This window comes from Leptothoe sp. EHU-05/26/07-4 (genome assembly GCF_043421015.1).
Classification (GTDB): Bacteria; Cyanobacteriota; Cyanobacteriia; order Phormidesmidales; family Phormidesmidaceae; genus Leptothoe; species Leptothoe turfae.
Genome location: NZ_JAXSQV010000005.1, coordinates 141,715 through 155,553, shown reverse-complemented (window position 1 = coordinate 155,553; position 13,839 = coordinate 141,715). Strand labels below are relative to the sequence as shown.

At 45.8% G+C, this 13,839-nt stretch carries 13 protein-coding genes; 10 read left to right on the top strand and 3 right to left on the bottom strand.

The window, feature by feature from the left end; all coding sequences use genetic code 11:
- Nucleotides 1–257: 257 nt before the first annotated feature.
- Nucleotides 258–1,154, bottom strand: coding sequence for a hypothetical protein (locus U2F10_RS19250; protein ID WP_163671053.1), 897 nt, complete (start codon nt 1,152–1,154; stop codon nt 258–260).
- A gap of 245 nt (nt 1,155–1,399) precedes the next feature.
- Between U2F10_RS19250 and U2F10_RS19245 the strand changes: the two genes are divergently transcribed.
- Nucleotides 1,400–2,401, top strand: coding sequence for a DMT family transporter (locus tag U2F10_RS19245; RefSeq protein WP_163671052.1), 1,002 nt, complete (start codon nt 1,400–1,402; stop codon nt 2,399–2,401).
- Between the two features lie 9 nt (nt 2,402–2,410).
- Here the strand turns inward: U2F10_RS19245 and U2F10_RS19240 are convergent, their stop codons facing one another.
- Complete coding sequence (locus U2F10_RS19240; RefSeq protein WP_499873062.1) at nt 2,411–2,824, bottom strand: YHS domain-containing (seleno)protein; 414 nt, start codon at nt 2,822–2,824, stop codon at nt 2,411–2,413.
- Nucleotides 2,825–2,942: 118 nt separating this feature from the next.
- On the opposite strand from U2F10_RS19240, the gene U2F10_RS19235 reads away from it, so the two are divergent.
- From U2F10_RS19235 to U2F10_RS19195, 9 genes are all read left to right on the top strand, one after another.
- Nucleotides 2,943–3,845 (top strand): LysR family transcriptional regulator, encoded by a 903-nt coding sequence (locus tag U2F10_RS19235; RefSeq protein ID WP_499873061.1) that lies wholly within the window; start codon nt 2,943–2,945, stop codon nt 3,843–3,845.
- Between the two features lie 263 nt (nt 3,846–4,108).
- Complete coding sequence (locus tag U2F10_RS19230) at nt 4,109–5,146, top strand: ATP-grasp domain-containing protein (RefSeq protein WP_499867696.1); 1,038 nt, start codon at nt 4,109–4,111, stop codon at nt 5,144–5,146.
- Nucleotides 5,146–5,673 (top strand): GNAT family N-acetyltransferase, encoded by a 528-nt coding sequence (locus U2F10_RS19225; RefSeq protein ID WP_499873060.1) that lies wholly within the window; start codon nt 5,146–5,148, stop codon nt 5,671–5,673. The genes U2F10_RS19230 and U2F10_RS19225 overlap by 1 nt, the downstream gene beginning before the upstream one ends.
- Before the next feature lie 178 nt (nt 5,674–5,851).
- On the top strand, nt 5,852–6,610 hold the full coding sequence (locus U2F10_RS19220) for a cupin domain-containing protein (RefSeq protein WP_163702850.1): 759 nt from the start codon (nt 5,852–5,854) through the stop codon (nt 6,608–6,610).
- A gap of 130 nt (nt 6,611–6,740) precedes the next feature.
- Entirely contained in the window at nt 6,741–7,280 is a 540-nt protein-coding gene (locus U2F10_RS19215; protein ID WP_163671046.1) for a mechanosensitive ion channel protein, read from the top strand.
- A gap of 426 nt (nt 7,281–7,706) precedes the next feature.
- Complete coding sequence (locus tag U2F10_RS19210) at nt 7,707–9,599, top strand: lipoxygenase family protein (protein WP_499873059.1); 1,893 nt, start codon at nt 7,707–7,709, stop codon at nt 9,597–9,599.
- 96 nt (nt 9,600–9,695) lie between these two features.
- Nucleotides 9,696–11,054: a cytochrome P450 gene (locus tag U2F10_RS19205; protein ID WP_499873058.1), complete on the top strand. Its 1,359-nt coding sequence runs from the start codon at nt 9,696–9,698 to the stop codon at nt 11,052–11,054.
- A gap of 168 nt (nt 11,055–11,222) precedes the next feature.
- On the top strand, nt 11,223–11,795 hold the full coding sequence (locus tag U2F10_RS19200; RefSeq protein ID WP_499867702.1) for a hypothetical protein: 573 nt from the start codon (nt 11,223–11,225) through the stop codon (nt 11,793–11,795).
- 34 nt (nt 11,796–11,829) lie between these two features.
- Nucleotides 11,830–12,033, top strand: coding sequence for a hypothetical protein (locus U2F10_RS19195; RefSeq protein WP_499873057.1), 204 nt, complete (start codon nt 11,830–11,832; stop codon nt 12,031–12,033).
- A gap of 4 nt (nt 12,034–12,037) precedes the next feature.
- On the opposite strand, the gene U2F10_RS19190 is transcribed toward U2F10_RS19195, so the two are convergent.
- Nucleotides 12,038–13,642, bottom strand: coding sequence for a DUF6399 domain-containing protein (locus U2F10_RS19190; protein WP_499872382.1), 1,605 nt, complete (start codon nt 13,640–13,642; stop codon nt 12,038–12,040).
- Between the last annotated feature and the right edge of the window lie 197 nt (nt 13,643–13,839).

The window sequence follows — 13,839 nt, the reverse complement described above, 5'->3', positions numbered from 1 at the left end:
ACAACCGGAGAATATGGTGTCGTCCAACCAAGTTCTTATCTAGCATAACAATCAACGCAGTTTCTGACAGCAGTTGTCGTTTCTCAAATCAACTGGAACTAGCGTGACATAGCACTTTTACATGAATGTCTGCACCCAATCACGTACTGACCGAATTATTCGAAAGTACATCTATTCTACAAGGTCAACCAGTATGGCCTATCAATACTGACTAGGCAACTATCCCATTAGTTCGTGCGGTAGTGCAGCAGTCCTCTTTACTGGTTAGACCGCTCAATAAACCCTTGTCGCAACTGCCGCGCTGATTTTCCCAGCCTAAAGCTGGCAAACCCTAACGGTATCGGTAACAGCAAAAACATCACTCGCGCCTGCTGCCCTTCCCGACGAATCTCCTCTCCAGTCCCCATCAGCACCTGTAACCGATTACCTAGGGGATCAATCAGTCGATTACCGTCAACCGTTGTCTCCAAACTTGCAACGACTACTACCGACTGTCCATAGGGCAATGTCTCTCGTTCAAAATCCTTAAACACACTATCCACCTCCCCCCACTGTTCTAAAGGTAATGGATAAACCTCATCACCATATTCAATCGCAACAGGACGGCTAACTCTAGAAGACTCTCCCTCTCGAACCGTACGAGGAGAGAATCCAAAAGAATCATCTTCCATCGGCAACACAGCCAGGTCAAAGGCTAAGGGAATACGATGATCGCCATCGGACAACAAGACAGACGCTGCTGTCTCTTCCCACTCAAACAGCGTTTCTCGCCGCACAAGTGCCTCGGGGTCTGTCGTATCAGAGTCCGTGTCAGCTCTGGCCACCAGATTCACCCGACCGCGAATCACTTTCTGGGCCTCATCATCTGGCATCACCAAAGGGTCATCCGTCACCAGATAGCCCTCTAGTTGGATCAGCTCGATGCGATCGCCCCCATAGGCAACGGCATCCTCAACTGACATTGCCTCAATCTCAGCCAGTTTCCGCGACGTTTGTAGCGTCAGTCCAGATATCCCACCAATGGCCATCAATGCGGCCATGCCCCCCAAAGCAATGGTCGCGAAATTACGCAACTGGTATTGCTCATACTCACGCCGCGTTACGTTACGGGGGATATCCTGAAACCATTGATAGCGAATCCGTTTTCGGCTCATGGGTCTAGCTAGCACTCTACACTCACTAAGTGTTGATCATAGACTGAACATTGCTCAGCTTATTGACTCTGTATGAATGGTCTAAAACACCCCTAAACTGAGCAAACTATATCCTTTGCGATCGCTCACAAAATATAAGCTTAACTACTGGCATTATTTCATCTCAGTTCAGCATTAGCTCATCTCTAACCCTATGGAATTTAGTACACTCTTGCCTAAGCTGTCACCGATCCTAACTTCCTGTAATGAGTGAAATTCCGGCTCACCAACCCAACTTTGCCAACCCCAAAATCATGCTGGTGGCCTCCCGTGCCCTGGCTGCATCGCGTCCATCCCTGATTGCCTTTTTAGTAGCCCAGGCAGCTGTCTTGAGCGGCGGCATTGCTGATGCAATATCCTTCTGTAATGTGCTGTTTGTGGGCAACTTTTGTGCCTCACTGGTGGTAGGCTTCTGGTTTGGCTTTGGCAATATTCTCAACGACTTCAAAGCGCTCAAGCCGATGGTCATGGCAGGACTCATCCTGAATGGATGTTTAGCCACACTACTATCTGGATTGATTTTTACCGGATTGCAATACACCACGGTCACGAATGCTGTCTTACTAGGGCGATTGGGACCTGTTTTATTTGCCTTAGTCGGTGCTATGTTACTGGGTAAAAAGATTCGCAACCTCGAATGGTTGGGGTTTTCTCTCATTGTAGTTGGCGTCATCACCATTGCCCTGAAAACTAGCAATTTCCAAGTTAATCAAGGTGATCTATATATTCTGCTTTCGACAGTGGTATTTGCAGCCACCTCCTTGGTCAATCGTTTGATGATTGCCAAAACCGCCACATTACCCGTTGTTGTATTTTCACGCAACTTTATATCGTCAATTCTCTTTTTCTTTATCGCTATACGCCTCTTTGGTCCAGATCACTTTGGAGATGCCTTTAGTGGTCAGCTGTGGATTCTCATGGCAATCTATTCATTGATTGTAATTGTATTTGCCCAGTTTCTTTGGTATGCATCCGTTAACAACTTAGATTCTCGCACCATCGGACGTTTAACGGTACTGTCTCCTATTTTTGGTGTCACCTATGCATTCTTATTAAATGGAGAACGTCCCTCCTCCATTCAGGTTGTAACATTAGCAATTGTGATTGTTGGGGTGTTAATCGCCAGCCTCGGAGGACAGAGTAAAAAGCCAAAAACAACGATGGATATGGTAATGGAGGAACCTGAAAACGCTGCATCTGCACCATAATCCATATTTCTAGTACTCTACTGTGGGGTATACTACGGTCAAATCACCATTTTTCCAGTGCTCATCGGCATTGGCTTTACGCATGTCTGCATCAGCCTCCCACTGGGGCTTTGTGTTACCTAGCTTGCCATTATAGAAAAGGTATAGTCGACCATCTTCTACCGAATAGACATGGGGATTAATGGGAAATGTTTTACCTTCGGACACAGCAACTGCACAAAAGCCACCATATTGAGGAACATACTGTTGAGGAGATCCTTCAAAGATTAATTTATTCCCCTCACTGCTGAAGTAATAGATTGCACCTTCATAGGTGACAGCAATGTTGGCATCGCCTTCAACAGGCTGATTAGAAAAATATGCAACTGGATTATATCCTTGTAATGCAACCCCTGCTTCGTTAAGATTTTGCAGATGTGCCATGGTAGCCTCAAATTAATAACAACTTGCGTTTCATTCACTTCAGGAACTATCATCAAGCGGTTTCCAAAACTCAACAAGGCGTTTTTTCTGATTGAACCGATAGACGGTATCTATAGTTATGGATCTCTACCAGATTCGGTATTTCTTAACCATTGCAGACGTTCAGAGCTTTACTAAAGCTTCAGAGCTGTTATATGTATCCCAACCCTCTCTCTCTGCGGGCATCAAAAAACTAGAACAAGAATTAGATGTCATCTTATTTGAACGAGGTGGGCGGCGCACTTTATTAACACCTGCAGGTCAGCGATTTCAGGAAAGTGCTAAATCTATTCTGGCGGCCTATCAAGCTGCACGTCAGGATTTACAACAACTAAAAGAGCAGCCTACATTACGCATTGGCACGCTACATACATTACGCAGCCATCATATTGCCAAACTTATTGGCGCATTTCGGCAGCAATATCCCAATGTAACGGTGGTTGTTTTAAACGGCTATTTGCAAGATATAAAAGATTGGCTAGAGCAGGGAAAAATTGACGTAGCCATCACCTGGCTACAGGAACAAGATAGCGATGAAAATTCTCAATTGTTATTTCATCAACCCCTCACCTTAGCGGTCCCTCGTGATCATGCCTTAGCTAAAGCTAAAAGTGCTTGCCTTAGAGATTTAGATGGACAGCTCTACATTGAGCGCATTAATTGTGAATTTTGGCGAGCTTATGACACATTGTTTGCAGACGCGGGTATCCAGCCAAACATTGTCTATTCTTCCAACAACGAAGAATGGGTCATCTCCCTGATTCAGGTAGGCATGGGCATGAGCATCATGCCTGTTTGGGCAGATCTAACAGCCATCACCTACGTATCCATGACTGACTTAAGCTTGAGTCGCACCATCGGATTACGCTGGCGCAAACTACAAATGGTCGAACCCGTTGCATGGTTCTGTAACTTTGTGATGGAATATGATTTGGACATAGACGTCTCCCTCGATCATCTAACTATTGATCGAACCACTTAGGGAAAACACCATCGGTGCACCATCTGCGAAGGCCAGGATCAAAAGAACGTTAGCAGGATGCAGTTAACAAGAACAATATGAACCTGATCGCTATCTAAGCAAGCCTAAATTAGAGTGAGCTGATTCTCAACTAAAAATTACAATTTTTAAGGCATTGTCCAGCAAAACTGCTAATTTTCAAAATTTTTCAGGGTTTGATCATAGCCCTTAAAGGCTATCTTCATCTTGATACGGTTCTTTAGCTAAAGACCTTTCAAGTATCTATGAAACTTCTGAGTATTTGCGACCCCACACAATATGGCAGTCCTCCGCTGGATGTCCCCACCTTTTACCAAAGGCTTTCTCTCGATCCCAAGCTAGATTTTTACCACATTCCCACACCCCAGGTGTTTACCAGCCAGTTTCCGCAAGTGCAAACAGCCCCATCAGTCGGAGACTTACCCTATAAAGCATTTTTAAAGCTAGGCGAGCACGCTCAACACTGGCTTAGCTTACACGACATTGATGTGGTCTTTTGCCGTACCCTCAAGCCCTTTCCCATAGGATATTTAGATGCCTTAGTCACCTGGGAAAAGGTGGTGCGTTTTGTCAATCGACCATCGGGCAAAAAAGAACAGATGAAATCTGAGTTTTTACTGAGAATTGCTCGGGACTATATCCCTGAAACCATAGTTACAGCCAACTGGACCACAGCGCTGGCATTTTTTGAGCAGTTTCAAGTCATCGTTGCTAAACAGGCCAACAGCTGTGGCGGGCGGGGTGTTTTCAAAATCTGGTATGAGGATGGGACTTTTCATGTTGACAATATTGTGACCGGGAAACAATCATGGTCGACATTTGCGGCTGTCATGGCGCAGCTACAGACTAATCAAACTGAACCGCTGCAATTCTGTCGATATCTATCGCGCACCAACGCTGGAGATAAACGTGTGGTGGTGGTAGACGGCGAAATTTATGGCAGCTATTTACGCCGTTCTCAAAGTGGTCACTGGGTCAATAATGTCAGCAGCGATGGGGGGTGTACCCTGGCGGATATTACAACTGATGAGGTGGATGCCATCCACCGTACTGTCGGCAAGTATCAGGCACTAGGGTTGCATACCCTGGGCTATGACTTTTTGTTGGATGACGACGGTACCTGGCGTATTAGTGAAATCAATGCCGGTAATATTGGTGGTTTTGCCCGTTTGGAACTATTAACCGGGCAACCGGTGATGGATCGTTTAATTAGCTGGATGCTGGACTATGCCAAACGCACTGATGCGCAGATTGACTCATCAACAATGGTTGGAGTAGCGTAATGTCTAAAATCATTCAGGCTGACACAGTGGTTTTGAATATTCGTTCAGCACAACCTCAAGATTATGCTGCGATCGCATCTATCTACAATGAAGCCATTGCCCATGGCGGTATCACCATGGATGGTCAACCTCAGACAGTAGAGGATATTCAGGCAATCGTCCAAAAAATGCACCCCCGTGAAGCCTTGATTGTGGCTGATGCAGGGTCCAGCGTTATCGGTTGGAGCATTATCAAACGCTATAGCGATCGCATCGGCTACCAATTCTGTTGCGAAACCTCTACTTATCTAAGTTTTTCAGCCACCGGCAAAGGATATGGTAGCGAGTTACAAAAGGCCCTCATGGCGAAGGTTAAAGACTATGGCTATCACCACATTGTGGCTAAAATTTTAGCGGCTAATCAAGGCAGCATTCGTTTTCATCAACGCTACGGATTTGACATCGTTGGTATTCAAAAAGAGATTGGCTTTATGAATGACACCTGGCATGACGTTGTTATCATGCAGTGCATTTTATCCAGCTCTTAGGAGTCACTCAGGTTCCATCAGGAATTTCTATAGTTACTTTTTAGAGTTCTCTCATTCTTGAATAATTTCGACTCGATACCATGCCCTTAGTTGAGGCACTGAGGGCATTCGCCCACGGTCGAATAATAACATTCGTCAGGTTTGCATTCTGTTGTTAGACCTAATTGAGGTTTTTGAAATGATTCAAGCTGCTTTTCCAGCGTCAACGGATATATCCATTGCCACCTACCCCATTAATCTGCAAAAACTGATTTATAGTCTTCAAGAAACACCTGATTTCACCCCTGAAGACATTCAAACCATGGTCGTAAAGGCTGACATTTCAGCCCAAGACTTGATGCCGTGGGCTGATTTTAATCATCCTGTCACCGATAGCTATGGTCGTCAGCTCGTCTTTGACGGTGGGCATTTTGAAATCATGGTGATGTCCTGGATGCCTGGTGATTTTAGTGCTATCCACGATCATGGAGCCACCCAATGGGGCGCGGTGCAATGCTTTGGGGCCGCAGAACATTTCATCTACACCTTTACGCAAGGAGTCTTATACACCTTACAACCGGCTCACTATAGCCCTGGCATGGTTCACCTAGTGGACCATAGTCTAATTCACCACATGGGCAACCCTGGTCGTGAGCCGTTTCTCAGTTTGCATGTTTATGGCTGTCAAGACGCTCAGGGGCCAATTACGGGGAACGCTCGTATTTTTGATTTATTTGAGGGCAGTCTTCAGTACACCGATGGTGGCGTTTTCCATGGCTTGCCAGAAGACCAAATTAATCAGAAACGGTATGGCTTAGAAGCTGATCGAGAAACTACCCTACGGCACCATCGTTTGATGTGTGATCGCATCCAACGCATTCTTCAAACACGTCACAATCCTGGCTTAAGTCAAAGGCTGACTCGCTTACAACAACAGATTCAACAACTCAGTTTATAGTAGTTCGTTAGGATTTAATTCAACACTCACTGATCCAACCATCTTGTGGCTTCTCACAGCAGTAGAGACATTATCTTTCACTCAAACTGAGGCATTTTCTTTAAACCCCCATGATTATCAGGAGCCATCTATGTTTATACTTCAAGCTGAACAAGTTGATTTTTGCACCCTGAATAGTCGCATTGGCAACCAAATTGTTCAGATACCGGGCCTAGAATATCAGCGCAAGCTCTATATCAAAGGTGAAACCTACGAACAGCAAGATCGGTCAACCGCTATTCAAAAAGCTCGACAAAAGGTTTTAGAACTTAAAGGCCAACCGATGATTCTTGTCGAAGAGTACGATACCATCACCCTCTGGTATCACGATAAGACTGTGGAAAAGGTGAGTCCCCTGCTTACTCTGGATTTACAAGAGTTAGTTGCGGCAATGAGAAACGTTGGCGGCATCCATATTAAAGAACGTCAGTTTCATCTCAAGAGCTATCCGCAATGTTTTGTCGGCAGTGAAGCTGTAGATTGGCTAGTAGCTCATCTAAAGATTTCTCGACCAGATGCCGTCACTGTTGGTCAACGTTTAATCAATGAAAACTGGATCCATCATGTTCTAGATGAACAAGCTTTCCAGGATGGTTACTTCTTCTATCGCTTTCGTTGGGATGAACGGTAACCATGGGTCAGTTAGTACCTCGGACTTTATTGCGACCTTGCAACATTTTGATACAAATCACAGCTGAATGCTTATACTTTGGCTAGATAGGTATTGACTACTGAATAACTTGTCATGTGTGTGTTGCCCTCACATCCTTGACATAAACACTCGTGAAAACAGTATTTTGAGCTCTTAATGAGTTCCTTATCTGATCTCACATCCCACTGTTTTACATACATTAATAATCTTCTGACACCTGAAAACCTTTAATACATAGATTTTCTCAAGAGGATTTGAATATATCAATTTAAGTGCGGAATATGGGCTAAATAAAGTGTATTTAAAGATCTGGAAGCCTGTTCTCAGGAGACCTTTCAGATCTCCATACTTTCATCAATCAATGGGTGTTTGCAGAAAACAACTCATTTTTTGAGGGGGACTATAATGACTGCAAGCTATAAAAATCAAAATCTGCAAGAAAAAAAGCAGCAATATCAGTATAACTATACCCATATCCCACCTGTGGCCATGGTAGACAAACTGTCAGAAGAGGAGGAGTTTGCTCCTAGATGGCGGTTGTTAGTGGCCAAGGTTGGTTTTGAACTACTCGTTAACACCATTATTGCTAATCGTGGAGATCAGGGTAAATCTGGAGCAGCCGATGATGTCAAAATGTTTCTGATAGAAACGGTTAAGGAAACATTGGTAGATTATAAAGGTTTTTCTCGCTTAAAGATTCTCTGGCAAGGGGCAAAATATACCCCTAGACTCTTATTCGGCAGATTATCTATCAATGTAGAAGAGATTGAAGATCTGATTACAGACATTATCAAAAGTGTCAGCGCTGATTTCCTCCGAGATTTTGCAGCTAACGTACAGCAAAAATTAATACTGGACTCTCCTAAAGGTAAAGGGGATGACATCAAAGATTTTCAGGAGCTATTCCAAACCATTGATCTACCTGCTATCGCTTATACCTATGAGGAGGATGAGGTATTTGCATCCATGCGGGTAGCGGGGCCTAACCCGGTCATGCTACAGCGACTGACAGAACCTGAGGCACGGCTGCCGATCACAGAGACTCAATATCAAGCCGTCATGGGAGCAGCGGATTCTCTGACAGAGGCCTATGCCGAGGGACGTGTATACCTGACGGATTACGCCATTCTAGAGGGGGCAATCAATGGCTCATTTCCCGCCGATCAGAAATATCTTTACGCCCCCCTAGCTTTATTTGCTGTACCGAAAGCCGATGTGGGCGATCGTCGTCTGCGTCCGGTGGCCATTCAATGTGGGCAAAACCCTAATGATTTTCCCATCCATACACCCAACTCCAATCCCTATGCATGGCTCTGCGCTAAGACCATTGTGCAGGTTGCCGATGCGAACTTCCATGAGGCAGTTACCCATCTGGCGCGGACTCATTTGTTCATTGGGCCATTTGCGATCGCAACCCACCGCCAGCTACCCGACAATCATCCCCTCAGTCTCCTCCTGCGCCCCCACTTCCAAGGCATGCTGGCCATCAACAACGAAGCCCAGGCCAAGCTGATTGCTGCCGGTGGTGGCGTTAACAAAATTCTCTCAGCAACCATCGATGCGTCCCGAGTATTTGCCGTCCTGGGGGTACAAACCTATGGCTTCAATGCCGCCATGTTCCCCAAGCAGCTCCAACAGCGCGGTGTAGACGACACAAACAGCCTACCCATCTACCCCTACCGTGATGACGGCATCTTAATTTGGGACGCCATCCACCATTGGGTAGAGGACTATCTCAAGCTGTACTATGCCGATGACGCTGCTGTACAGCAAGACGCTAATTTGCAAGCCTGGGCACAGGAACTCATTGCTTATGATGGCGGTCGCGTCATAGAGTTTGGTGAAACTGAGGGACAACTGCAAACGCTGCTGCAAACCCTGACGTATCTCATTGATGCCATTACTCTAATTATTTTTACCGCCAGTGCTCAACACGCTGCTGTGAATTTTCCCCAAAAGGACATCATGAGCTTCACCCCAGCAATGCCGACCGCTGGCTATGATGAGTTACTAAATCTAGGAGAACAGACCACAAAAGAAGCTTACCTGAGTTTGTTACCGCCTTTAAACCAAGCCCAAGAACAGCTCAAGCTATTGCACTTGCTTGGCTCCGTGCATTTTACAGAGTTAGGCCAGTACGAAAAGGGACATTTTCAAGACACTCAAGTACAAGCCCCCTTGCAACGTTTCCAGAATCGATTAGAAGAAATCACAGATGTGATCTACCAGCGAAATCGCAATCGTCCCGCCTACGAATATCTATTACCCAAGAATATTCCCCAAAGCATCAATATCTAGATACACCCGTTGTATTCTCTCTCTGGCACATACCCAATTTCTCAGCGCACTGATCGTCGAACATCAGCTAGATACCCCCTACCTAATGCAATTATCATGGACATCAATGCACTAACTCAAAAAGTTCTTAAAACCCACGATAACCAAATCAAGCTCTCTAAAAAGCTAGAAAAATTCGGATATAACAGCCCCCGTGGCAAGTTGCTACGTTTAATAGCCTATTACAAAGAGGGGTTCACCATCTTAAAAGCATGGCGAGATTTTCTATACATTCGTAAAAATCACATCGGTGACACATTTTTTGCCGTCGATCATGCCATCATGCATGCTGATCATGCCCAGGTAAAGAAGCTAATGCAGATTGAGCCGCAGGTACGCAGCAATGACCTGGGCATCATTAGAATTCTTGCTCCTAGCTACATGCTGAATCACCCGCTGAGCTTGGGGACAAATGGCAAAGAACATACTGGGATTCGAGCCATCTTTCAACAAGCTTTACCTGATCCCTTTGAACATGGGGATGACATAGGCCAATATATCGACAGCCTTCTATCAGAAGCATCCAGCCAGGGGACCTTGCATATTGGCAATGATCTCCCCCGGTTTATGGTCAAAATCTTGCACCATCTAGTATTTCAAATATCTCTTTCTAAAGAAGAAGTCACAGCCTCCCGTAGCTATATAAAAGGCTTACCACTAGCATCTCTACCCAACTTTATGAGTCGCTATCTGCTGGCCTTTAAGACGGGTCCCATTATTAAACATCGCAAACATCTAATTCAGCGATATCAAACATCTCCCAAATGGGCGACCTATGTAGAAATAGGGCAGCAGTACCAACTAAATTCAGAGCAAATTGCCAATGGCCTGTTTGATATGATTCACATTGCCGGTACAGCCGGTACAAGTGCTTTATTAGGATCTGTAATTGGTATTTTATGTGTCAATAATTCTCTGCGCGAGGATGTCATTAAAGAAATAAATACCCTATGGCAGGGAACAGAACCAATCCCAGGGGATATGCTGCGCCAGGCCACCCTTCTCCATAAGGTTATTTTAGAAACAGCTCGGCTATATCCCCCCGTACGCTTTGTCAGCCAACTGGCAACAGAGGCAGGGGAGGTCAAAGTCGGCAGTCAGAAATGTCCTTTCCAAAAGGGTACGCGACTGCTTGGCTCCATCTTCACCGCTAATCGGGACGCCAATAGATATAAAAAACCAGATAGCTTTTCAACCCAACGAGATTTTTCCGACCTTTTATCGTGGAACGGTGATGACCATGAACGTGTTTGCCCAGGTAAATCCCTATCCATTGAGCTGATCAAAGTTTTCTGCATCTACCTTTTGAAGCGCTATCAGTGGGAACAGTTTACAGAAGTGCAATGGGATTTTGAAAAAGTGACTGCCGTTACTCCTAATGATTTGGAATTGCAGGGGTTTAAGGCTAAGGCATAAAGAGTCATGTGCCTCGATGTTGAAGATCGCATGGCAATGCATCCCCCTACGGAGACATTTGACCGAGAGATCATAGGCATTGGTAAATTCTCTGTTCTTCAACAGCAGACAATAACAACTTCTATTCACTGAACAGCCATCGCAACATTCGCCATAGGACTAACAATTATGAAAAGTACCGTAGTTACTCAAAAGTTTGAGGATATTGCCACTTGGATGAGAGCCACACACCCCACAAATCTCCCAACTGTGTTGAAAGGCATCTTTTATATGGATGGCAACCCCCTACCGGATGACTGCATTACCATGTATAACCTGGAGTGGGATGAGAAAATGAATTGCCTCACGTTACCTGTAACCGGGCCAACTCAATGGACCTTTCATCACACATTTTTAGGATGGCTGTTGTTACGGGCAGCTCAAATTTCTAGATTTCGGTACAAAATTCAATTTCAGGATAATGACTTGAAATTGGCTCAAATTACGCCTATCACCTTTGGTATTCCTGTGCCAAAGGTGATTATTAATGCAACCCTGCGCCAGGATGAAAATGCTCAACATGGCGATGTGTGGCAACGTAAAAATCTCTGGTTTGGCGGTTTACCCAGAGCTGGTGAATATGTTCTACGCCGGGTCGTGGATGAAAACGGCCAGCATACACCTGCATTTCAAGAGATGCTTAGCAAAGTTGATGCTGAATGTTTAGTGCTCGTCCAAGACTCGAAAGCTCACGATGTGTAGAGCTAAGATATGGCTAGCCTAGCAGTGTATTGCAATGAAAGCTCAAAGATCGATTCGTTTGGGGCGCTATCTGAACCTAGAAGAATTTTGCACATGCACACAGACCTATCGACGATGGTCAGATTCAATTGAACCATTTCCTAAAAATCTGGAAGAAACTATTCCAGCTGTACAGGCACTATGTAATTACATTATTGACCCTGTCATAGACCAGTATGGACAGACACAATTTGGGTAACAACTTAAGCCGGGAAAAGTTCTGCGTGTAACGGTTGTATCTGATGTGCTTTATATGACCGTCTAGGCATTGGCAGCTCATCAATCGTACTGAGAATCCATTCAAATAGGTCCGGAAAAGGCTGTCTAAAGAGTCGTTGTGCGGCGGTGGTGCCATCGGGTCGTTTCAGGTCGAAATTGTGAATAATGGTAAGCACCTTCAACGACTGATGAGAAAAGCCTCGGTTGACATGATGGCGCTGCGACAAATAGCCATTGCGCCCTTCGACAGCAGAGGAGGTGCGTTGATACTTTGCACACATCCACTGACACCACTGCACCCAGTGTTGGTGTTGAGGGGCATCCATCTGTAGGGTCATCGTCTGGGCCATGAGCTGATCATAGGCATCGCTAGCGGCCTGTTGATAGCGAGATTTGAGGTGAGGCTGTCGAGTTTTATCAGCTTGTTGTAACCAGTAGACCCAGGGCAACAAGGCTGTCAGTACCCAATTTTGGAGGTCAACCTCCTGAGTTTCAGTGGCTAAGGCCTGGATCACCCACTGCCACCAGGCATGAATCCCCGTGGCAAAATGGGGGATCTGAGCTTGAAAGGTGGCAATCGCTTTTTGAGCCGTATCGCCCCCATAGAGACAAGTCAACTTGCTCAAGGTGCTCAAGGGAACGGTCAGTTGTGTGGTTAAGCCGTCGAAGAATTGCCATTGGGCCGTGTCGAGCGTGAAGGGATGGACCGCTTGGCTAATGTCTGCCAAGGCCTGATGGTAAATGTGTTGATCTTGTTCAAGCTGTTGGTGTTGGTGAGAGAGGGACTCTAGCTGCGAAGACAAGACCTGTTGCTTGGCCTTGTCTGTTGTTTGGCCTAATTGGTGGTGAAGGGTGTCTACTTGTTTTTCAAGCTGAGCGAGTTGACGTCCCAGAGCACTGCCGATAGGACGTCCGAGCGCCCGCATCGCATGGAATAGATCCGCCACACTGGCTGTTCCCAGACCGCAGAGCGCTAGTTTGACCAAGGCACGAGCTCCATCACTGACCATAAAGTGACACTGCCATTGGGTCTGATGCCACCAGGTCTCAGTCTGTTTGAGCCAAGTGTCATAACGGCGGTTCTCACATTCCACTTCTGTAAAAATGAACCCACTGGCTAACTCCACCAGCACCAGAATCGGCAGGCCAAAAAAGGTTTCATCCCCTCCGAGACAGATGCCAGGTTTGTTGACCGGTTGGCACTGCTCGGCTTGCGCCGTTTCGTAGGCCATTATGGCCTCATAGAGACGGTGTTTGAGTTGACGTAGCGCACTCGCAGAACTCCCCACATGGGTATCGAGGTGAACGGCTCTGAAGAACTCCGATAGGCTCTCGGCTCCTACCCCGTGCTTAATGCCAAAGTGATAGATCACCCCCACCACCAGACGTAATAGCCAGGCAGTCCCAGCCGCAGTTTCCCACAAACCTGATTCCGGATGCTGGTTGCGACGTGCAATGGCCTGATGATGACGATGCACACTACTTTTGCTGATGCCAAGGGTGGTTGCTATCGACTCTATCCCTTGCTTTGCATTCGTTTTGATACAATCGGCGACTTTTTGACTGCGCTCTCGTATAGTAAGAGACATCGTTCCCAACTTTACTTTGCATGGGTACGATACATGGCTCTGAGCATTGCTGCAGAGCTCTTTTTCTGGTCTTTGACTGAGGTGTTTATTTATACACACCTGAAAGCTGTATTTATTTCCCGCCTTAAAGAGTTACCCCACAATTTGAGCTGACCTATGGATTTTGTTCGTCAGATGTTAAAGCGATTTTTGGCCCA